General features: G+C 70.3%; 24 protein-coding genes. 10 read left to right on the top strand and 14 right to left on the bottom strand.

The genetic code is table 11. From position 1 onward, the window contains the following. Positions 1-155: 155 nt before the first annotated feature. From ATM97_RS05300 to ATM97_RS05285, 4 genes are read left to right on the top strand one after another with little or no spacing between them, the layout of a single operon-like run. Entirely contained in the window at positions 156-1,076 is a 921-nt protein-coding gene (locus ATM97_RS05300; protein ID WP_218716810.1) for an RNA polymerase sigma factor RpoD/SigA, read from the top strand. A 39-nt stretch (positions 1,077-1,115) separates the two neighbouring features. Next, entirely contained in the window at positions 1,116-1,991 is an 876-nt protein-coding gene (locus tag ATM97_RS05295) for an oxidoreductase (protein WP_218716809.1), read from the top strand. Between the two features lie 51 nt (positions 1,992-2,042). After that, positions 2,043-2,474 carry a transcriptional regulator gene (locus ATM97_RS05290; RefSeq protein ID WP_218716808.1) on the top strand — a complete coding sequence of 144 codons (432 nt, stop codon included), beginning with the start codon at positions 2,043-2,045 and terminating at the stop codon, positions 2,472-2,474. Further along, the gene (locus ATM97_RS05285; protein ID WP_218716807.1) at positions 2,471-2,839 is read left to right on the top strand and encodes a DUF3817 domain-containing protein; all 369 of its coding nucleotides are present in this window, start codon (positions 2,471-2,473) and stop codon (positions 2,837-2,839) included. Before ATM97_RS05290 ends, ATM97_RS05285 begins: the two co-directional genes overlap by 4 nt. A 64-nt stretch (positions 2,840-2,903) precedes the next feature. Here ATM97_RS05285 and rdgB read toward each other — a convergent pair whose 3' ends face one another. The 10 genes from rdgB to clpS all read right to left on the bottom strand — a co-directional run bounded on the left by rdgB (position 2,904) and on the right by clpS (position 9,974). Beyond that, positions 2,904-3,509, bottom strand: a complete 606-nt coding sequence (gene rdgB / locus ATM97_RS05280; RefSeq protein WP_218716806.1) for an RdgB/HAM1 family non-canonical purine NTP pyrophosphatase — start codon at positions 3,507-3,509, stop codon at positions 2,904-2,906. Between the two features lie 2 nt (positions 3,510-3,511). Then, positions 3,512-4,276: a ribonuclease PH gene (rph, locus tag ATM97_RS05275; RefSeq protein WP_218716805.1), complete on the bottom strand. Its 765-nt coding sequence runs from the start codon at positions 4,274-4,276 to the stop codon at positions 3,512-3,514. Between the two features lie 71 nt (positions 4,277-4,347). Beyond that, the gene (locus ATM97_RS05270; RefSeq protein ID WP_218716804.1) at positions 4,348-5,112 is read right to left on the bottom strand and encodes a cyclic nucleotide-degrading phosphodiesterase; all 765 of its coding nucleotides are present in this window, start codon (positions 5,110-5,112) and stop codon (positions 4,348-4,350) included. A gap of 69 nt (positions 5,113-5,181) precedes the next feature. Beyond that, positions 5,182-5,907, bottom strand: a complete 726-nt coding sequence (locus ATM97_RS05265; RefSeq protein WP_218716803.1) for a rhomboid family intramembrane serine protease — start codon at positions 5,905-5,907, stop codon at positions 5,182-5,184. 165 nt (positions 5,908-6,072) lie between these two features. Next, positions 6,073-7,035, bottom strand: coding sequence for a PLP-dependent cysteine synthase family protein (locus ATM97_RS05260; protein WP_218716802.1), 963 nt, complete (start codon positions 7,033-7,035; stop codon positions 6,073-6,075). A 4-nt stretch (positions 7,036-7,039) separates the two neighbouring features. Next, entirely contained in the window at positions 7,040-7,390 is a 351-nt protein-coding gene (locus ATM97_RS05255; RefSeq protein WP_255587089.1) for a MoaD/ThiS family protein, read from the bottom strand. Positions 7,391-7,424: 34 nt separating this feature from the next. Continuing rightward, the gene (locus tag ATM97_RS05250; protein ID WP_218716814.1) at positions 7,425-7,844 is read right to left on the bottom strand and encodes a Mov34/MPN/PAD-1 family protein; all 420 of its coding nucleotides are present in this window, start codon (positions 7,842-7,844) and stop codon (positions 7,425-7,427) included. 72 nt (positions 7,845-7,916) lie between these two features. Next, positions 7,917-9,017 (bottom strand): P1 family peptidase, encoded by a 1,101-nt coding sequence (locus tag ATM97_RS05245; protein WP_218716801.1) that lies wholly within the window; start codon positions 9,015-9,017, stop codon positions 7,917-7,919. A 23-nt stretch (positions 9,018-9,040) separates the two neighbouring features. Further along, complete coding sequence (locus ATM97_RS05240; RefSeq protein ID WP_218716800.1) at positions 9,041-9,610, bottom strand: DUF2017 domain-containing protein; 570 nt, start codon at positions 9,608-9,610, stop codon at positions 9,041-9,043. Between the two features lie 13 nt (positions 9,611-9,623). Next, on the bottom strand, positions 9,624-9,974 hold the full coding sequence (gene clpS / locus ATM97_RS05235) for an ATP-dependent Clp protease adapter ClpS (RefSeq protein ID WP_218716799.1): 351 nt from the start codon (positions 9,972-9,974) through the stop codon (positions 9,624-9,626). A gap of 61 nt (positions 9,975-10,035) precedes the next feature. Here clpS and ATM97_RS05230 point away from each other — a divergent pair, with 61 nt between their 5' ends. From ATM97_RS05230 to ATM97_RS05205, 6 genes are all read left to right on the top strand, one after another. Continuing rightward, on the top strand, positions 10,036-11,349 hold the full coding sequence (locus ATM97_RS05230; protein WP_218716798.1) for a nicotinate phosphoribosyltransferase: 1,314 nt from the start codon (positions 10,036-10,038) through the stop codon (positions 11,347-11,349). A gap of 142 nt (positions 11,350-11,491) precedes the next feature. After that, on the top strand, positions 11,492-12,058 hold the full coding sequence (locus ATM97_RS05225) for an isochorismatase family protein (RefSeq protein ID WP_218716797.1): 567 nt from the start codon (positions 11,492-11,494) through the stop codon (positions 12,056-12,058). Between the two features lie 76 nt (positions 12,059-12,134). Then, positions 12,135-12,671, top strand: a complete 537-nt coding sequence (locus ATM97_RS05220) for a hypothetical protein (RefSeq protein ID WP_218716796.1) — start codon at positions 12,135-12,137, stop codon at positions 12,669-12,671. A gap of 125 nt (positions 12,672-12,796) precedes the next feature. Beyond that, entirely contained in the window at positions 12,797-14,842 is a 2,046-nt protein-coding gene (locus tag ATM97_RS05215; RefSeq protein WP_218716795.1) for an ATP-dependent DNA helicase, read from the top strand. A gap of 90 nt (positions 14,843-14,932) precedes the next feature. Continuing rightward, a complete protein-coding gene (locus ATM97_RS05210; protein ID WP_255587088.1) occupies positions 14,933-15,637 on the top strand; it encodes a hypothetical protein in 705 nt (234 codons plus the stop codon). Between the two features lie 227 nt (positions 15,638-15,864). After that, positions 15,865-17,124: a glycosyltransferase 87 family protein gene (locus tag ATM97_RS05205; RefSeq protein ID WP_218716794.1), complete on the top strand. Its 1,260-nt coding sequence runs from the start codon at positions 15,865-15,867 to the stop codon at positions 17,122-17,124. A 3-nt stretch (positions 17,125-17,127) separates the two neighbouring features. On the opposite strand, the gene ATM97_RS05200 is transcribed toward ATM97_RS05205, so the two are convergent. From ATM97_RS05200 to ATM97_RS05185, 4 genes are all read right to left on the bottom strand, one after another. Next, the gene (locus tag ATM97_RS05200; RefSeq protein WP_218716793.1) at positions 17,128-17,940 is read right to left on the bottom strand and encodes a hypothetical protein; all 813 of its coding nucleotides are present in this window, start codon (positions 17,938-17,940) and stop codon (positions 17,128-17,130) included. A 210-nt stretch (positions 17,941-18,150) separates the two neighbouring features. Next, a complete protein-coding gene (locus tag ATM97_RS05195) occupies positions 18,151-18,702 on the bottom strand; it encodes a DoxX family protein (protein WP_218716792.1) in 552 nt (183 codons plus the stop codon). Between the two features lie 180 nt (positions 18,703-18,882). Then, positions 18,883-19,296 (bottom strand): hypothetical protein, encoded by a 414-nt coding sequence (locus ATM97_RS05190; RefSeq protein ID WP_218716791.1) that lies wholly within the window; start codon positions 19,294-19,296, stop codon positions 18,883-18,885. 64 nt (positions 19,297-19,360) lie between these two features. Next, positions 19,361-20,722 carry an NCS2 family permease gene (locus tag ATM97_RS05185; protein ID WP_305082648.1) on the bottom strand — a complete coding sequence of 454 codons (1,362 nt, stop codon included), beginning with the start codon at positions 20,720-20,722 and terminating at the stop codon, positions 19,361-19,363. Positions 20,723-20,817 lie beyond the last annotated feature (95 nt).

Below are 20,817 nucleotides of genomic sequence, written 5' to 3'. Positions count from 1 at the left end.
GGCTCAACGATTCGCGGCGCGCAGACCCGGTCGACGACCGTGCGCCGCCCGCTGCGAATCCCCGGGCGCTGAACGCGCCGGCCGGTGGTGGCGGCGCGCCGCCACCACCGGCCACCCGGTCGGCCACACCCTCGCAGCATCGAACGGAGCCTTCCTTGACCGTCACCACCGATTCCGTCCGCGACTACCTGACCGCCATCGCCCGCACGCCCCTGCTGACCGCCGAGGAGGAATACGCCCTCGGTGCCCGTATCGCCGCAGGCACGGCGGCCCGCGCCGAACTCGACGAGAACGCCGCGGCCGGAATCGAACTCACCGCCGCGCGGCGGGAGCGGCTGCGCCGCACCGAACTCGACGGACTGCGCGCGAAGGACCGGATGGTCCGGGCGAATCTGCGCCTGGTGGTCTCCATCGCGCGCCGGTTCCCGACCAACACCGGTATGGCGCTGCTCGACCTGATCCAGGAGGGCACCCTCGGCCTGATCCGCGCGGTGGAGAAGTTCGACCACACGCGCGGGCTCAAGCTCTCGACGTACGCGACGTACTGGATCCGCCAGTCGATCGGGCGGGCGCTCACCGATCAGGGCCGCACGATCCGGTTGCCGTCCAACGTCGCCGACGTCCTGCACCGGGTGATCCGCGTACGCCGCGAGCTGACCCAGCGGCTCGGCCGCGCGGTCACCGTCGAGGAGCTGGCCGCGGCCGCCGAGCTCACCGTCGCCCAGGTCGCGGCGGTGCTGCGGCACGAGCCCGAGCCGGTGTCGCTGCACGCGCCGGTCGGCGAGGGCGCCGAACTGGGCACGCTGCTGCCCGACACCGCGCCCGCGCCGGCGGACGTGGTGGCCGAGCGGATGCTGCCCGGCTATGTCGAGGCCGCGCTCGCGGTCCTCACCGAGCGTGAGTCCGCCGTCATCCGGCTGCGGTTCGGTCTCGATCGCGGACAGGCGCGCTCGCTGGAGGAGGTGGGCTCGGCGCTCGGCGTCTCGCGGGAACGGGCCAGGCAGATCGAGGCCAAGGCGCTGACCAAACTGCGCAGGCCCGCCTGCGCCGGTACGCTGGCCGGATTGCTCGGCTGACCACTTCCCTCCGATCTTACTCCGGAGTAAGGTCGGCGCATGGCATGGAAACCAACTGACATCGCGGACCAGACCGGGCGCACGTTCGTGATCACCGGGGCCAACGGCGGCCTCGGCGCCGAAACCACCAAGGTGTTGGCAGGCAAGGGCGCCACCGTGATCATGGCGTGCCGCAACGCGGCCAAGGCCCAGCCGATCGCCGACGCCATCCCGGGCGACGTCCGGGTGGCCGCGCTCGACCTCGCCGACCTGGCTTCCGTGCGCGCCTTCGCCGACCAGCAGGGCGAATTCGACGTCCTGATCAACAACGCCGGCCTGATGAACATCCCGTTCTCGCGCACCGCCGACGGCTTCGAGACCCAGTTCGGCGTCAACCACCTCGGCCACTTCGCGCTCACCGGCCTGCTGCTCGACCGCATCACCGACCGGGTCGTCACCCTGGCCAGCATCGCCCACAAGCAGACGCCCAAGCTGTGGATCGACGACCTCAACTACGAGCACCGCCGCTACCAGCGCAACCTCGCCTACGCCCAGGCCAAGCTGGCCAACCTCATGTTCGGCCGCGAACTACAGCGCAGGCTCAGCGAGGCGGGCTCGGCCAAGAAGTCCTACGCCGTGCACCCCGGTGTCTCGGCGACCGACCTGTTCGCCCGCACCGAGACCCCGCTCGACCGGGTCAGCAAGCCGTTCATCAAGCTCATCGGCCACCCACCGGCCAAGGCCGCCCACTCGAGCCTGTTCGCCGCCACCGAGCCTGCGGCCGACCCGACCGTCTACTGGGGTCCCAACAAGTGGATGCAGTCCCAGGGTCCGGTCGAGGCGTGCCCGTCGAGCGCCATCTCGCGCAATCCGGAACTGCTGCGCAGGCTGTGGGAGGAATCCGAGCGGATGACCGGGATCACCTACAAGTTCTGAGCCCCCGACCTGCTCCTACGCCGCCTGTAGTAGGCGGGTACCGTGGAGCGCGTGTCCGCTTCCTCTCCCCGCCCGGCGCACAATCGACCGGCCCTGATCGCGCTGGTCGTCGTCGTCGCGCTGGGCTGCCTCGCGCTGGCCTGGTGGCAGTGGGAGCGGTTCGAATCGGCCTCGGGAACCGGCCAGAACCTCGGCTACGCCCTGCAGTGGCCGCTGTTCGCCGCGTTCGCGGTGTTCGCCTACGTCCGGTTCGTCCGCCTCGAGCGCGAGGCCGAGGAACCGGACACCGCACCGCGCGCGGCGAAGGCCGAGGCACCGCGCGAGATCCCCGCCGGGATCCTGCCGGAACGGCCCAAGGCCGCGCCCGCCGACGACCCGGAAACGGTCGCCTACAACCAGTACCTGGCGGGACTGCACGCCAGCGACATCGATGCGCAGGTCCGCTCGGCCGGTCTGCGCGCCCCTGAGAGGAACGCCGGGTGACCACCGACGAGAACACGACCGCACCGTCGCTCGACCAGGCCGCCCCGGCGGGCGACGCCGCCAAGATCCGTCCGGCGCTACAGCGCTACCGGGTGCTGGCCTGGGTCACCGGCCTGTGGCTGCTGCTGCTCACCGGCGAGATGATCGCCAAGTACGGCTTCGGCGTCGACACCCCGAGCTGGATCGCGGTCGTGCACGGCTGGGTGTACTTCGCCTACCTGCTCGTCACCGCCGACCTCGCCGTGAAGGTGCGCTGGCCGATCGGGCGCACCGTCGGCACCCTGATCGCGGGCACCATCCCGCTGCTGTCGTTCTTCGTCGAGCACCGCAACGCCAAGGACGTCAAACAGCAGTACGGACTCTGAGCCCCCCGAACGACGACAGCGCCGCCGCACCCGGAATCCGGGGCGGCGGCGCTGTCGTTTCGGTTCAGGCCAGCGCGGCCAGCGCGGGCAGCAGCTGGGTGAGCGCCCGGCCGCGGTGCGAGACCGCGTCCTTCTCGGCCGGAGTCAGTTCCGCAGCACTGCCGGTGCCGCCCTCCGGCAGGAACAGCGGATCGTAACCGAAACCGCCCTCCCCCACCGGTTTCCGGGCGATCATGCCCGGCCATTCGCCGCGCACCACGGTCTCGGTGCCGTCGGGCAGCACCAGCGCGCAGGTGGAGACGAACCGGGCGCCGCGCCGCTCGTCGGGCACGTCACCGAGCTGCGCGAGCAGCAAGGTGTTGTTGGCGGTGTCGTCGCCGTGACGGCCCGACCAGCGTGCCGAGAGCACGCCGGGCATACCGTTGAGCGCGTCCACCTCGATCCCGGAATCATCGGCCACACACGGCAATCCGGTGGCGACGGCCCCGTCGCGCGCCTTGGCGATCGCGTTCTCCTCGAAGGTGGCCCCGGTCTCGGGCGCCTCCTCGTAGGGCGGCACCTCGTTCAGGCTCACCAGTTCGATCCCGGCCACGCCCGCCTCGTCGAGGATCCGGCGCAGTTCTTTCAGCTTCTTGGCATTCCGGCTGGCGACCAGCACGCGCACGGCCACGGCTACTTCTTACCGGCCGGCTCGGGCAGCGCACCCGGGTAGGGCTGCGCCAGGACTTCCTTCTGCACCGCGAACAGCTGCTCACAACCGGCCAGCGCCGAATCGAGCAGCTTGTCCAGGGTCGAGCGCGGGAACGTCGCGCCCTCGCCGGTGCCCTGGATCTCGACCAGGGTGCCGGTGTCGGTGGCGACCACGTTCATGTCGACCTCGGCGCGCGAATCCTCCTCGTAGGGCAGGTCGAGGCGCACCCGGCCGTCGACCACGCCGACACTCACCGCGGCGATCATGCACGAGATCGGTTGCGGGTCGGCCAGTTTGCCCGCCGCGGCCAGGTAGGTCACCGCGTCCGAGAGCGCCACGTACGCACCGGTGATGGCGGCGGTACGGGTGCCGCCGTCGGCCTGCAGCACGTCGCAGTCCAGCGCGATGGTGTTCTCGCCCAGCGCGGCCAGGTCGATGCAGGCGCGCAGCGAGCGCCCGATCAGGCGGCTGATCTCCTGGGTCCGGCCGCCGACCTTGCCCTTCACCGATTCACGCCCGCTGCGGGTGTGGGTGGCGGCGGGCAGCATCGCGTACTCCGCGGTGAGCCAGCCGAGCCCGGAATCCCGCCGCCACGGCGGGACACCCTCGGTGACGCTAGCCGTGCACATCACCCGGGTCTGCCCGAACTCGACCAGCACCGATCCCGCCGGATGCGTGGTGAAGCCACGGGTGATCCTTACCTCGCGGAGTTCGTCATCCGCCCTGCCATCGGCTCGTCTCGACACGGCACACACACTAGCCGTTCCACGTCCCCGGGAGTCAGCGAGTCGTCGGGAAGCTCGACTGTTCGCCGGTCCTACAGGTCGAAGGTTTCGCCGGGCGAGACCGCGTGGACCGGGCCGGCGAACGCGGCCTTGGCCTCGGCGATGACATCCTCGCGCGAGGTCCACGGGGGAATATGGGTGAGCAGCAGTTCCTTGGCGCCCGCGCGGGTGGCGATCTCGCCCGCCTCGGTGCCCGAAAGGTGAATGCCGGGAGGGCGATTGGCCGGATCGTGGGTCCACGAGGCTTCGGCCATCAGCACATCGGCGCCTTCGGCTAGCTCGACGACGGCATCGCACATGGCGGTGTCGCCGGTGTAGACGAAGACGCGGCCGTCCGCGGCGGTGATGCGCAGGCCGTAGGACTCCGGCGGGTGATACATCCGGCGGGCCTCGACGGTGTGGCCGGGACCGAAGGGGACGGGCACGTTCTCGACCCAGGCCTGCGAGTCGATCACGTCGGACCAGTCGTCGGTCTCGCCGCCGATCTCGGCGGAGGCGTTGCCGATGCGCAGCGCGGCGTCGGAGGGACCGCGCACCAGCGCCAGGCCCTGCGGCGGATTGGGATGGTAGCGACGCCACACCAGCAGCGCGGGCAGATCGAGGCAGTGATCCGCGTGCAGATGGGTCAGGAAGATGTCGACGTCACCCGGGTTCAGGTACTTCTGCAGCGCGCCGAAGATGCCGGGACCGAAGTCGATGACGGTCGGCCTCATATCGGGACCCGTCAGCAGGTAACCCGACGCTGGGGAATCCGGGCCGGACACGCTGCCCGAGCACCCGAGGACGGTAAGGCGCATGCCCCCATGCTGCCACGACGTGCTGGTGCTCAATGCAGGATCCCCCCATTTTCCAGACCGGATCCCCGGCTACCGCGTAGGTTCTGCGCGGCCGACCGATGCTCCACGGCGGCGTCGACGTTCATCACCAGAGAGTACCCAGCCCGCGAGGACTCCACCCACCGCCCCGAAAAGATGTCCCTGCCAAGAAATTAGGGGGTCACTGGGCAGCACGCCCCACAGCATCGAGCCGTAGAGCGCGAAGATCACCACGCCGAGCACGATCTGCCCCACATTGCGGGCGAACCACCCACGGCAGATCAGATACGTCAGCCAGCCGAACACCAGCGACGACGCGCCGACGTGCACGCTGCCCGACGAGCCGGTCAGCCAGGTGCCGACACCGGCGACCACCCAGATGATCGCCGTGGCCGCGATACCGCGCCCGATCCCGGACAGCAGCACCAGGAAACCGAGGATCAGCAGTGGCAGCGTGTTGGCCATCAGGTGATCCCAGCCGCCGTGCAGCAACGGGGCCCACACGATGCCGTCGAGGCCGTCGAGTTCGCGGGGTTCGATCCCGCCCGCGTCGAGCTGACCGGGCGCCCCCGTCGGCCGGTCGTGCGAGAGCACCGCGTCGACGCCCTCGATCACATACAACGACCCGACGAACCCGACGATCACGACCGCAGCGCGCGTCCACGCCCGGACGCCCTCGCGCCGTGCGGGTGGGGTCGCGCCGGGCCGTCCCCGCAGCCCGGCGATCCGATCCGGATCGAACGAGGCTCCGATTCCTCCGCCACCGCTCACCGACATCGCCTCCACTCGGGCCGGGCCACTACAGAAGCCAGGGTACCGAAACACCCGCCCCCGTAGGCCCGCCCCGACTCGACCACGCACCCACGTACCCAGCCCGCACGCCCGACCCCTAGGGAGGGCAGGCCGCGCAGCGGCCGTCGCGCGCGCCAGCGCTCCGACAACTCACGCCCAGAGCTGGCCGTCGAGCCGTTCCTCGGCCTCGTCCAGGGTGCCGTCGTAGGCGCCGGTCGACAGGTACTTCCAGCCGCCGTCGGCGACGACGAACGCGATATCGGCGCGCTTGCCCGCCTTCTGCGCCTTCTTCGCCACGCCCAGCGCCGCGTGCAGGATCGCGCCGGTGGAGATGCCGGCGAAGATGCCCTCCTCGCCGACGAGTTCCCGGGTGCGCTTCACCGCGTCGTAGGGGCCGACGGAGAACCGTGTGGTCAGCACCGCCTCGTCGTACAGCTCGGGGATGAACCCCTCGTCGATGTTGCGCAGGCCGTAGACCAGTTCGCCGTAGCGGGGTTCCGCGGCGACGATCTCGATGCCCGGCACGTTCTCGCGCAGGAATCGTCCGGTGCCCATCAGGGTGCCGGTGGTGCCGAGACCGGCCACGAAATGCGTGATCTCGGGCAGGTCGGCCAGCAGTTCCGGGCCGGTGGTCTCGTAGTGCGCGAGCGCGTTGGCCGGATTGCCGTACTGGTAGAGCATCACCCAGTCCGGGTTCTTCGCGGCGATCTCCTTGGCCATGGCCACGGCCTGGTTCGAACCACCCGCGGCCGGCGAGTCGATGATCTCGGCGCCGAACATGGTGAGCAGCTGACGCCGCTCCACCGAGGTGTTCTCCGGCATCACGCACACGATCCGGTAGCCCTTGAGCTTGGCCGCCATGGCCAGCGAGATCCCGGTGTTGCCGCTGGTCGGTTCCAGGATCGTGCAGCCGGGAGTGAGCAGCCCGTCGGCCTCGGCCTGCTCGATCATCCGCAGCGCGGGCCGGTCCTTGATCGACCCGGTGGGGTTGCGGTCCTCGAGCTTGGCCCACAGGCGGACGTGGTCGTCGCCGTCCCACTGCGGCGACAGCGTCTTCAATCCGACGAGCGGGGTGTTGCCGAGGGTCGCGATCAGCGATTCGTAGCGGGCCACGACGTCAGCGCAGGCGCGAGCGACGGGCGCGGAGGAGGGAGCCTGCGGCACCACGCAGCGCCCCGGGAGCGCCGAGATCGACACTGCCGCCGGCGACGGCGGGCAGAATGGTGACCGACGCGCCCGCGGGTACCTCGGCGTCGAGACCACCGGTGAAGCGCACGTCCTCGTCGTCGACGTAGATGTTGACGTAGCGGTTGAGCTTGCCGTCGGAGAGCAGACGCTCGGCCAGGCCCGGGTGGTTGGCCTCGAGGTTCTCGATCAGCGCCGACAGCGTCGAGCCCTCGCCCTGGACGCGCTTCTCGCCTCCGGTGAGACCTCGCATGATGGTCGGAATGGACACGGTTACCGGCATGGGGACTCCTCGGGTGTGACTTCGTTCGGTGGGTTCAGGCGTCGTAGGAATCGACGATCCGCACGGGCTCTTCGGTGACCTCGCCGTCGACGATGCGGTAGCTGCGCAGTTCGTGCCGCTCCGGGTCGCGGGTGGAGATCAGCACATAGTGCGCGAACGGCTCGGAGGCGTAGGAGATGTCGGTACGGCTCGGGTAGGCCTCGGTCGCGGTGTGCGAGTGGTAGACGACCACGGGGGTCTCGTCGGCCTCGTCCATCGCGCGCCAGACCTTCAACTGCTCCCCGGAATCGAAGCGGTAGAACGTGGGCGAACGTTCGGCGTTGACCATGGCGACGAAGCGTTCCGGCCGGTCGCTGCCCTCGGGTCCGGCGATGATGCCGCAGGCCTCGTCCGGGTGGTCGGCGCGCGCGTGCGCCACCATCGCGTCCACGAGATCGGCCCTGATCACCAGCACTTCCTCGACCCTTTCCACAAACCTGACTGCGTGCTGTCGAGCACCACCTCGACAACGACCCACCCTATTCGGCTATTCCGCGCCGCGCGCACCCCGGCCCCCACCTGCGGGGAGTCGGCGCGGGAACAGATCTCGATAGGCCGGGATCCCGGCGATCGAGGTCGCGCTGAGCACGGCGTCGACGACAGCCCGCTCCACGACCACGGCCGCGGCCGTGCACAACTGGTCGAGCAGCAGCAGATCGCCGGGGAACGCGCCGGGCAGCGGGATCGGCGGCACCTCGATCGCGGCGGTGGACAGCGCGAACAGGGTGTCACCGTCGAGCGGGGAATGCACCGGCCGGATCGCGCGGGCCAGCCCGTCGTGCGCGGTGGTGGCCAGCCTGTGACAGGCGACCGGGTCGAGCGCGGCGTCGGTGGCGACCACGCCGATGGTCGTGTTGAGCACGGTGCCCTTCACCGGCAGGGCGTCGAGCGCGGCGATCTCGGCCGCGGTTCCGGGCCGCAGCCCGAAGAAATCGGGCCCGTCGGTGCCTGCGCCCCACAGCAGCCCGGTGCGCGGATCGACCACCGAGCCGACGGGATTGGCGACGATCACCGCCCCGACTGTCACCCCGGCGCCCGGCCCGTCGGCGAGAACGACACTCGCCGAACCGATTCCGCCCTTGAGCGCACCGGCGCGCGCGCCGACCCCCGCCCCGGCGGTGCCGCGCGCGAAATCGGCGGCGGCCGCCTCGGCCGCGAGGAATCCGAAGTCGGCGTCGGGCCGGATGTGCCACGCCCCCACCGGCAGGTCGAAGATCACCGCGGCGGGCACGATCGGCACCACCCGGCTCGGATCGGCCGGGTCCATCGGGATGCCCTCGCCGTGCTCCTCCGACCAGCGCATCACGCCGTCGGCGGCGGCCAGCCCGTACGCGCTGCCGCCGGTGAGCAGGACCGCGTTCAGCTGACGGACGGTATTGGCCGGGTCGAGCAGATCGGTCTCCCTCGTGCCCGGTCCGCCGCCGCGCACGTCCACCGCGGCGGTCGCGCCGCCGGGGACGCGCACCACGGTGCAGCCGGTCGCGGCGCCGGTACCCAGGGTGACGTCGTCGTCGAGCACCTGGTGATGGCCGACCAGCACGCCCGCCACATCGGTGATCGAGTTCCGTGGACCGGGAGCACTGCGCATTCCCCGACCCTAACCCGCCGAAATCAGGGCGCGAGCGCCTGCAACAGCGAGTCCTGCATCCAGGTCAGCCAGTGGTAGACGTCCAGATGCGGCGCGCGCGGATCACTCGGATCGAAGTGGTCGGGCGTGTCGTCGTCGATGTCGAGCAGGGTGCCCAGCGCCAAGCGCACGTCGGTGAGCGCGGCCAGCCAGGCGTCGGCCTGTTCCGGGGTGAGCACGATCTTGCCGCCGACCTCGGGACAGCTGTCCAGCACGACCCGGCCCGCGGCCAGTTTCGCGTCGATGATCTCGGGCTCGTGCAGGCTGCGCAGCGCGGAGTTGAGGTCGGCGCGCTTGGCATCGGGCGAGCCGGGCTCGGCGCGGTGGAAGTCGGGCAGCAGGCGCAGCAGCTGCGGGTCGTCGGGCGGGGTGGAGTTGCCGGTGCGCAGGCCGGTCAGCGCGGCGAGTTCGTCCTCGGGCGCGTCGGCGGCGCGGTCGCTGAGCAGACCGGACACGGCGCCGATCAGGGAGCGCAGCACCGTGGCCTCGTGCTCGTCCATCTCGGAACGAAGCTTCAGGCCACTCAGTGAGTTCTTCCTGCTCCACTTGCGCACAGGGCTACGGTACTCAGTCGTCTCGCTGCATGGTTGCCCAGAGTCCCGCCGCGTGCAATCGGCGCACGTCCTGCTCCATCTTGTCGCGGGAACCGGAGGATACGACGGCCTTGCCCTCGTTGTGCACCTGCAACATCAGCTCGGTCGCCTTGGCTTTGCTGTAGCCGAAGAGCTTCTGGAAGATGTAGGTGACGTAGTGCATGAGGTTCACCGGGTCGTCCCAGACGACGGTCACCCAGGGTCGGTCCTCGGCCTCGAGGATCTCGGTCTGTTCGACCGCTTCCGGCGTCGCTTGCGCCGCTGACAGTGCGGCGTTCACGGCGTCGGTGACGGCGCCGGCTCGAACGGGATTGCACACGGCCATAAAACCCAGGGTACGACGCGGCCACGCAGAAACAACACCCGCGGTGACTACAGTTTCCGGTGTGCAGATCCGTGACGAGTTCGCCAGCACCGCGCTGCTGACCGATCAGTACGAGCTGACCATGCTCGCCGCCGCCCTGGCCGACGGCTCGGCGCATCGGCAGTGCACCTTCGAGGTGTTCGCCCGGCGCTTGCCGCACGGTCGCCGCTACGGCGTGGTGGCCGGTACCGGCAGGCTGCTCGAGGCGCTGACCGATTTCCGGTTCGGTCCGGCCGAACTCGCCGTGGTCGCCCGGTTCCTCGACCCGGCCACCGTCGACTGGTTGCGGGAATATCGCTTCACCGGCGATATCGACGGTTACGCCGAGGGCGAGCTGTACTTCCCCGGCTCGCCGATCCTGTCCGTGCGCGGCAGTTTCGCCGAGTGTGTGCTGCTGGAGACGCTGGCCCTGTCGATCCTCAATCACGACAGCGCCATCGCTTCGGCGGCCGCGCGCATGGTGAGCGCGGCGGCGGGCAGGCGGATGATCGAGATGGGCTCGCGGCGCACCCACGAACTGGCCGCGCCGTCCAGTTCCCGCGCCGCCTACCTGGCCGGCTTCGACGCCACCTCCAATCTGGCGGCCGTGCGCGACTTCGGCGTGCCCGGCGCGGGCACCAGCGCGCACGCGTTCACCCTGCTGCACAGCGGCGCCGACGGCGAGCACGAGGCGGCCGCGTTCCGCAGCCAGGTCGACGCGCTCGGCGTCGGCACCACCCTGCTCGTCGACACCTTCGACATCACCCGGGGCGTCGCGACCGCGATCGAGGTCGCCGGCACCGAGCTGGGCGGCGTGCGGATCGATTCCGGCGATCTCGGTGTGCTGGCCAGGCAGGTCCGCGACCAGCTCGACGGCCTCGGCGCCACCGGCACCCGCATCGTGGTCTCCGGCGATCTGGACGAGTACGCGATCGCGGCCCTGCGCGCCGAACCGGTCGACGTCTACGGCGTCGGCACCTCACTGGTCACCGGTTCCGGTGCCCCGACCGCGGGCATGGTCTACAAGCTGGTCGAGGTCGACGGCGTCCCGGTGGCCAAGCGCAGCAGTCACAAGCAGTCGCGCGGCGGCACCAAGAAGGCGTTGCGGCTGGCCCGCGCGACCGGCACGATCGTCGAGGAGATCGTCTACCCCGCCGACGGAGAAACCCCGGCCACCAACGGTTTCCAGGCCAGGGAGCTGCTGGTGCCGCTGGTTCGCAAGGGCACGGTGGTCGACGGCGTCGCGACGCTGGCGCAGAGCCGGGAGCTGGTCGCGCGCGGGCTGGTCAGCCTGCCGTGGGAGGGGCTCAAGCTGTCGGCGGGCGAGCCCGCGGTGCCGACGACGTTCCTGGGCTGACCGCGCCACGACAGCGGCCGGAGCGACGCGGCCGAGTGGCCGTGCGGGTCGGCGCAGCGGACAATGATGTCGTCGGAGTTCCGCGCGGCACACGACGCGCCCGCACGCGCGGCTCGAACCGGTGGAGGAAGTGGAGGACGCCATGGCACGCGGTCTGGTGATCGTGGATGTGCAGAACGACTTCTGCGAGGGCGGGGCACTGGCTGTCGCGGGAGGCGCCGCGGTGGCGGCGGCCATCAGCGAGTTCGTGGCCACGCACGACTACGACGCGGTGGTCGCGACCAGGGACTACCACGTCGATCCCGGCCCGCATTTCTCCACCGAGCCCGACTACGTCGACACCTGGCCCCCGCACTGCCGGGTCGGCACGCCGGGCGCGGATTTCCACCCGGCGCTGGATCTCGGCCCGGTCCAGGAGGTCTTCTCCAAGGGCGAGTACTCCGCCGCCTACTCCGGTTTCGAAGGCGCGGCCGCCGACGGCAGCACCCTGGCGGACTGGCTGCGTGCCCGTGACATCGACCGCGTCGACGTCGTCGGCATCGCCACCGACCACTGCGTGCGCGCCACCGCGCTCGATGCCCGCGCCGCGGGGTTCGACACCCGCGTCCTGCTCGACCTCACCGCGGGCGTCGCCCCGGCGACGGTCACCGCCGCGCTGTCCGCGCTGCGCGAAGCGGGCGTCGCGTTGTCGGGCGAGCTTCGCGGCTGAACTCTCTCGCAGGCACACCCGGGGACGAGGACGGGCGACCCGCGGCGAGCGGCCGGGACGCGGCTAGCCTGCACCCATGGACTACCGATTCCCGGCGCAGGCCCGCGCCCGCCTGCGGGCGGCGCTGGCCGATCTCGACAGCATCCACGACGCCGCCGACATCGTCTTCTGGTCCAACCCCGTCACCGACGAATTGCAGCGCCGCGGCGCCGGCGCCTTCGCCGAACTCCCGCCCGCCTTCGCCCACCTGCTGGCCCTGTCGAGCCTGCACACCAGCGTCCTGGACACCGGCTTCAGCGGCTACCTGCGCACCCGTCGCGGTGAGCTCCCCTGGGCCACACGGGGTTTGCGCGCGGCGGGCATGCCACGCCTGGCCGCCGCCGCGATCCTGGCCGCCCGCGACGCCTCTCCCAGCTCCCCCGACGACGCCCTGGACCGCTTCTTCGACGACGAACACCAGACCCTGGCCAACCCGGGCCAGATCCGCCGCCCCGACGGCGCTCGCGCCGACGACCCCGACGAGATCTACGACATCAACGAACCCGCCGATTTCGAACAGCGCGTCCTCGACTACGTCAGGGACCACCTGGACGACTTCGTCCGCGAGCCCTGACCCGCCTGACGACCCGACCCGGTCCGCCGGGCAGCGGCGAGTCGCGGCCGGGACACCAGGGGCCGCGACCTCGAGCGCGCCAGCGCTCCAAGAAAACTGTCCGAGGGGACCGATAAGCTGCCTGCGTGCCCGAACTTCCTCCCGTCGCCGACCTGCTCGCCACCGCCGTGCATGCCCTGGGAGGCAAGGAACGCACCGGCCAGACGACGATGGCCACCGCGGTCGACCACGCGATCGACACCAAGGAACACCTGGCGGTGCAGGCGGGAACCGGCACCGGCAAGTCGCTGGCCTACCTGGTGCCGAGTCTGCGGCACGCGGTGCGGACCGGGCGCACGGTGGTGGTCTCCACCGCGACGATCGCCCTGCAACGTCAGCTGGTCGACCGCGATCTGCCCCGGCTGGCCGACGCGCTGGCCGGGCCGCTCGGTCGGGTGCCGCAGTTCGCGATCCTCAAGGGCCGCAACAACTATCTGTGCCTGAACAAGATCAACAGCGTGATCCCGGAGGACACCGGCGGCGAGGCGGAACTGTTCGACGCGTTCGCCATCTCCAAGCTGGGCCGCGAGGTACAGCGGCTCAACGAGTGGGCCTCCGACACCGAGACCGGCGACCGCGACGAGATCGCCCCCGGCGTCAGCGACCGGGCCTGGCGCCAGGTCAGCGTGTCCTCGCGCGAATGCCTGGGCAAGACCCGCTGCCAGTTCGGCCAGGACTGCTTCGCCGAGAAGGCGCGTGCCGAATCGGCCCAGGCCGACGTGGTGGTGACCAACCACGCCCTGCTGGCCATCGACGCGATCAGCGGCATCCAGGTGCTGCCCGAACACGATGTGGTGGTGATCGACGAGGCGCACGAACTGGTCGACCGGGTCACCGGCGTCGCCACCGCCGAACTCGCCGCGACCGCGATCAGCGCCGCGGCCCGCCGCTGCACCAAGCTCATCGACGAACGCGAGGTCGACCAGCTCGAAGGCGCGGCCGAAGCGTTCCACGAGGCGCTCGAGGATCTGCCGCCCGGCCGCTGGGATCAGCTGCCCGACGGCATCGCCCCCGTCCTCGCACTGGTCCGCGACGCCGCCTGGAACGCCCGCACCGCGCTCGCGCCGCAGGGCAGCGTCAAGGCCACCGACGATCCCGACAACGCCGCGGCTCGCACGATGGCCGTGGCCGCGATCGACGACGTGCACGACGCTGCGGTGCGTACCCTCACCGCGTTCGAGGAGGCCGATCCGGCCGCGCGCCGCGATGTCATCTGGCTCTCGGCCGACGAGATCCGCGGCGTCGCGCGCCGCACCCTGCGGATGGCGCCGCTGTCGGTGGGCGGCCTGCTGCGCAGCAGACTGTTCGGCACCGCGACCGTGGTCCTCACCTCGGCCACCCTCCAGATCGGCGGCTCGTTCGACGGTCTCGCGATCACCTGGGGCCTGCCCTCGCAGTCCGGCGGCAAGGTCGACCCGGCACTGGCCAACGGCGCCACCGCGCCCGCCGACCTGGAATCGGTGCGCTGGAGTTCCCTCGACGTCGGCTCCCCGTTCGACCACGCCAAGTCCGGCATCCTCTATGTCGCCAAGCACCTGCCCGCGCCGGGTCGCGACGGCCTCGCCCCCGCCTATCTCGACGAGATCGAGCAGCTGATCACCTCCGCGGGCGGGCGCACGCTCGGCCTGTTCTCCTCGATGCGCGCCGCCAAGGCCGCTACCGAGGCGCTGCGCGAACGGCTCGACACCCCGGTGCTGTGCCAGGGCGACGACTCGATGGGCGCGCTGGTGCGCAAGTTCGCCGACGACCCGGCGACGTCGCTGTTCGGCACGCTCACGCTGTGGCAGGGCGTCGACGTACCGGGCCCGTCGCTGAGTCTGGTGATCCTGGACCGCATTCCGTTCCCCCGCCCCGACGACCCGCTGCTCACCGCCCGTCAGCGCGCGGTGGAATCGCGCGGCGGCAACGGCTTCATGACGGTGGCGGCCAACCATGCCGCCCTGCTGCTGGCCCAGGGCACCGGTCGACTGCTGCGCAGCGTCGACGATCGCGGCGTCGTCGCGATCCTCGATTCGCGGCTGGCCACCGCCCGGTACGGCGGCTACCTGCGCGCTTCGCTGCCGCCGTACTGGGAGACCACCGACCCCGAGGTGGTGGCGAAGGCGCTGCGCAGGCTCACCGCGTCCGCCTGAGCTGAGGGACTTACGCCGAGTCCTGCAATCGACATGACCACACCCGTGAATTCACCACCGGGCGAACGCAAGTCGTGAGACCGTTGGGTGATGAAGCACCACGCCGATGGCGAGGTACTCGGCGAATTTCTGGTCAGCGCAAGATCTTTGGCCGAGTACCGCGCGATGTTTCGCCTGTCCGACGACGACCTCACCGGGCGCAAGGTGCTCGATTGCCCTGGTGGCGCAGCAAGTTTCGCGGCCGAGGCGACTGCCCTGGGTGCCGTGGTCACCGCGATCGATCCGATCTACGCCCGTCCGACCACCGCACTGGCCGTCGATGCCGTCACCGAGAACGACCGTGCGGTGGCCTGGGCCGCCGCCAATGCCCACCGCTACCGCTGGGACTGGTACGGCTCCCCCGACGGCCATGCCGCCATCCGGCGCGGCGCGGCCCGGCGCTTCGCCGCCGATCTGCGCGCCGCACCCGACCGCTACATCGCCGCGAGCTTGCCCGAACTCCCGTTCCCCGACAAGTCCTTCGACCTGTCGCTGAGCTCGCACCTGCTGTTCAGCTACGCCGACCGCCTCGACGCCGAATTCCACCTGTCCGCCCTGCTCGAACTGTCCCGGGTCACCGAGGGCGAAGCCAGGCTCTACCCTCTGCTCGATTACACCGGCGCGCCCCTGGACGACCTCATCGCCCACCTCCGCACCGAACTCCACGACAAGGGCGTGCACACCGCACTGCGCAAGACCCGCTACGAGTTCCATCACGGCGCCGACACCATGCTGGTCTTGCAGCCGGCCGCGTGACCGGGCACTTCCGGGTCCGGTCGGCCGCCCCGACGACCGACTACATAGGGATCCGCTACCAAAGGCGGGCCGCACCGCGGCATCCCGGCGGGCGGGCGGTAGGTTCTTAGTCGTGCATACGATGCGAGCCGGCCGGTAGTACGGCCGTGGTGGAGAAATCTCGACGCGCGGAGCTCCCGCGCACAGTCTCGACGCTCCTCCTGCTACTCGGTACCGCCGTCCTCGGCGTGACACTGCTGTTCACCACCATGGATCCGTGGATGGACAGCGGCGGCATCCTCGTCGGCGGCCTCGACGTCCACATCTACCGCGACGGCGGCTGGCGCGTGCTGCACGACCGAGCGCTCTACATCGAGCCGACGCACTACGGCCTGCTCTACACCTACACGCCGTTCTCGGCGCTGGCGTTCCTGCCGCTGGTGCTGGTGCCGTGGTCGGCGGTCACCACGACCTGGTTGGTACTCAATCTCGTCGTGTTGTTCGGCTGCGTGCTGCAGAGCTGGCGGATGCTCGGCTACCGGGTGACACCGCGCCTGGTCGTCGTCAGCGCGCTGATCATGCTGGCCTTCGTCTTCGCCGAGCCCGTACGCACCACGCTCTACTACGGGCAGATCAACCTGTGGCTCATGCTGCTCGTGCTGTGGGACTTCTCCCGCGCCGAGCACAGCAGGCTGCGCGGTCTCGGCGTCGGCATCGCCGCGGGGATCAAGCTGACGCCGCTGTTCTTCGTCGCCCAGTATCTGGCGCAGCGGCAGTGGCGTGCCGCGGCCACCGCGGCGCTCACCTTCGCCGCCACGATCGGCCTGACCGCGCTTGTCCTGCCGAGCGATTCCGCTCAGTACTGGACCTCGACGTTCTTCCAGTCCGGCCGCATCGCCCCCGATGTCCACCCCGCCAACCAGTCGCTGCGCGGGGCCATCGCCCATCTCGTCCACGGGCCTGCCCCGGTCTGGTTGTGGCTGTTGATCGCGGTCCCGATCGCGCTCGTCGCGCTGTGGCTCGCGGCCGAGCTGGTGCGCCGCGGCGAAGCGCTGCTGTCGGTGACCCTCGGCGGCCTCACCGCCTGCGCGGTCTCCCCGTATTCGTGGGGGCACCACTGGGTCTGGTTCGTGCCGCTGACGGTCTACCTGATCCATCGCGCGCAGACCCGTGGCCGCTGGTGGCTCGCCGCCGGCGGGCTCTACCTCGCCATCGCCGCGTGGACCTACACCTACACCCCCACCTGGGTCAGTGTCGGCACCTTCCTGCTGCCGCCGTGGTGGCCGGGCGCGCAGGTCATGATGAACGTCTACGTGGTCGTCTACCTGACCGTGCTGATCGGCGCCTTCCGGCTGGTCCGCTCGACGCCGCCGCGCCCACGCGTCGAACCGATCGAACCGACCATCATCGATCCCCCTGTCGCGGAAGAACTCTCCCGCGCGATCCGGCCACCGCGCGTCGCCGGCGGGGCGCACCCCGACGACGACCGCCCGGCCATGGTGGACTGAGCTCTACCCGCAGGCCCAGTCGAAGACGCCCGACTCCAGGTCGAGCTGGGCGTTGCCGCCGCCGAAGTTCATCCCGGAGATCTCCTCGATCTCCAGGTAGTACGGGGTCAGGCCCTCCGGGAGCGCCTGGACGGGGAAGGCGGTGCCGCCGAGGTGGGAGCGCCCGAACAGGGGCTCGGCCCAGTGATTCCAGCCGGAGTCCTCCGTGAGCGGATCCTGGTAGCGCGAGTTCGGGACGTACTCGACCGGCGGGATGCCGATATTGGGATCGGCGACGCGCTCGGCCAGCCAGACGCCGATGGTGGGGTGCACGTCGTCCCAGGCGTTGCAGCCCTCGTCGCTCGCGACCGGCGAACCGGGCGGGCGCACGTCGGCGGGCGGGGCGACCGGGCCCGCGGCGAATTCCGCTTCGGTCAGCCAGATCAGGGCGAACACGCCGCCGATCTCGTCGTGCAGGAGTTGCAGCTGGGAGTGCAGCCGGGTCGAGACCAGCTCGCGGGCGACGGGATCCTCGGCGGACGCGTCGGCCTGGATCGGGTCGGTCGCGTCGGCGAACTGCCCCTCACCCTGGAAGAAGGCGATGGCCGGGAACTTCGGTCCCCGGCGCTGATAGTCGGTGGGCAGCCGCAGGGTGAGCGCGTGCATCATCGGCAGCCCGGTGACCGGTCCGCGCGGCCAGGTCGCCGGATCGATCGCGGGTCCCTCGCTGCCGATCCACCCGGCGCGCACCGGCGCGTCGAGCGTCAGCGGTTCACCGCCCGGCGTCTCCGCCAGTTTGTCCGCGGAATCCCCGAAACCCAGGTCGTAAGCCTTCATCGCAGCTCTCCTCTTCGATGCGCGGACGGTGCGTGGCGCCGCGTCGACCGGCGCCGCCGACGAGGGTAATCGGTACCGGCGACAGGCGCGGGCACTGCGTGGAACCACGGGCATACGGTCGATGACGAAACGTCGCGCACCTGGGAACGACAACGGCGGCGCGGCAACCGATTCCGGTCGCCACGCCGCCGCCGTCGACGTCGGCTCGGCTCAGAGCGCGGCCTTCAGGATCAGGGTCAGCACCGCGGCGACCACGGCGACCGCCACGGCCGCGGCGCCCCAGACGACACCCTGGCGCGCCCAGGGACGCCCGGCGTCGAGCGAGAACCGGCCCGGGCCGGTGAAGGCCAGGCCCGCGGCGGCGATCGCGTAGACCAGCGGGGTCGAGTAGCCGGTCACCGACGGGTCGGCCGGGAAGAGACCACCGGCCCACAGCACGTTGATCGCGTTGATCATGGTGCCGAGCACGATCGCGGCGGCCAGCGGCGTGAACAGACCGAAGACCAGCAGCAGACCGCCGACCAGCTCGCTGAGCCCGGCGAGGGTGCCGAAGAGGACACCGGGGTTGTAGCCCATCGCCTCGAAGCTGTCGGTGGTGGTCTGCCAGCCCATGCCGTTGAACCAGCCGAACAGTTTCTGCGCGCCGTAGGCGGCCATCAGGCCGCCGAAGCCGACGCGCAACACCAGCAGGCCGATGCCGTAGGCGGTGACCTCGTCGGCGGTGGAGGTAGCGGGAGTGGTGCGGGTAGCGGTGTCGGTCATCGTTTCCTCATCTGCGATTCGATACATGCCCGCAACCGGACCACGGTCCGGTTGCCTCTTCCGGTCACAACCCTGGGTCCGGGCCATCTATTTCACGTCGTTCCCAGCACTTCCGTGACCCTGCTCACACGAAAAACAGCAAAGGCCGCCCGAAGGGCGGCCTTTGCGGGAGGACTCAGTTCACCACGCCATGGTCGCGTAGCCGACCAGGGCGCTCTCCGACTCCTGCGACAGCTTCCAGGTGCCGTCGATGTGCTTCCAGGTCACCGGGATCGGGTAGGTGTAGTCGCCGAGGCGGCTGTTCAGGGTGGCCGAGAGGGTGTCACCGTCGACGGTGACCGGGCCCGAGACGTCCCAGCTGTAGCCCGGGATCCGGTTGACGGTGTCGCGGACGACGGCGAGGCTGCCCGCGTTGCCCGACTCGAGCTCGGCCGAGGAGCCGTTCATGGCCGCCTGCAGCTTGCCCTGCAGTTCGCCGGCCGACGGGGTCGCCGGAGCGGCGATCGCGGCGGGAGCGGTGGCGACGACAGCCGCGGTGACCGGCGCGAAGATGGTGGCAACCGCCATCGACGCGGCAACGAGCGAGCGCTTCATAGGTAACTCTCCTTCAAGCTTGGCTAGGCTAGCCTAAGTATAGGCACACCTACGGCGGGTTCACCTACTCGACCAGGAAGAAGAAGTACCCGAGGAACAACACCATCAGCGCCCACATGGCCGGATGCACGTCCCGGTACCGGCCCCTGGCGACCATCACGATCGGGTAGAAGATCATGCCCATCGCCAGGCCGTTGGCGATCGAATAGGTCAGCGGCATCATGATCACGGTCAGGAACGCGGGCACCGAGTACTCGAGGTGCTGCCAGTCGATATCGCCCAGCGCCCGGGCCATCAGCACGCCGACGACGATCAGCGCGGGGGCGGTGACCTCGGCCGATCCGGCGATCACCGAGAAGATCGGATAGCAGAACATCGCGAGCAGGAACCAGCCCGCCGTGGTCACCGCGGTGATCCCGGTCCGCCCGCCCGCCGAGACGCCCGCCGTCGATTCCACGTACGCGGTCGTGGTGGAGGTACCGATGATCGCGCCCGCCGTGGTGCCGACCGAGTCGGCCGCCATCGCACTGCGCGCCCGCGGCAGCGTGCCGTCCTTGTTCAGCAGACCCGCCTGGTTGGCGACGCCGATGAGCGTGCCCGAGGCATCGAAGAAGTCGACGAACAGCATGGTGAGCACCACCACGATCATCTGCCCGGTGAACGCGTCGGGCAGATGGATGATCGCCTGGCCGAAGGTCTGATCCAGGCCCTTGGGCAGCTCGGCGATGCCGTCCGGAATCGCGACCAGCCCCGTCACCATGCCCAGGACGGTGGTCGCGACGATGCCGTAGAGCACCGCGCCGTGCCAGCCGATCACCAGGAAGACCACCGTCACGATCAAGCCGAACAGGGCCAGCAGCGTGGTGCCCTTGGTGAAGTCGCCGAGGGTGACCAGCGTCGCGTCGCTGTTGACCACGATGCCCGCGTTCTTCAGTCCGAGGAACGCGACGAACAGGCCGATGCCCGCGCCCACCGCGAACTTCATCTGCAGCGGGATGGCGTTGAGGATCCGTTCCCGGATCTTGGTGATCGCCAGGACGAAGAAGATGATGCCCGACAGCAAGGTGCCCGACAGGGCGACCTGCCACGGAATGCCCATGCTGAGCACGACCGTGTAGGCGAAGAACGCGTTGAGGCCCATGCCGGGCGCGAGCGCGATCGGATATTTGGCCCAGATGCCCATGACCAGGGTGCCGAAGATCGCGGCCACCGCCGTCGCGGTGAACACGGCCTGCATCGGGATGCCCTTGTCGCCCAGGGCGCCCTCGTCACCGAGGATCGACGGATTCACCGCCAGCACGTAGGACATCGCCAGGAACGTGACCGTGCCCGCCATCGCCTCGCGCCGGAAGGTGGACCCGCTCGACGTGACACCGAAGTACCCGTCGAGACCCCGTCGGGCGCGGGTTAGGACATCGCTGGCCATGACACTCCAGTCCGGATTTCAGAGAAGAAGGATGCCCAGGAACGGTAGCGGAAAGTTCACTGAATCGAAGAACCCGCCGTCGGTGACACGACGCA

It is taken from the genome of Nocardia sp. MH4, assembly GCF_019266065.1.
In the GTDB taxonomy this organism is placed as follows: Bacteria; Actinomycetota; Actinomycetes; order Mycobacteriales; family Mycobacteriaceae; genus Nocardia; species Nocardia canadensis.
This window is presented reverse-complemented; position numbering and strand designations above follow the sequence as displayed.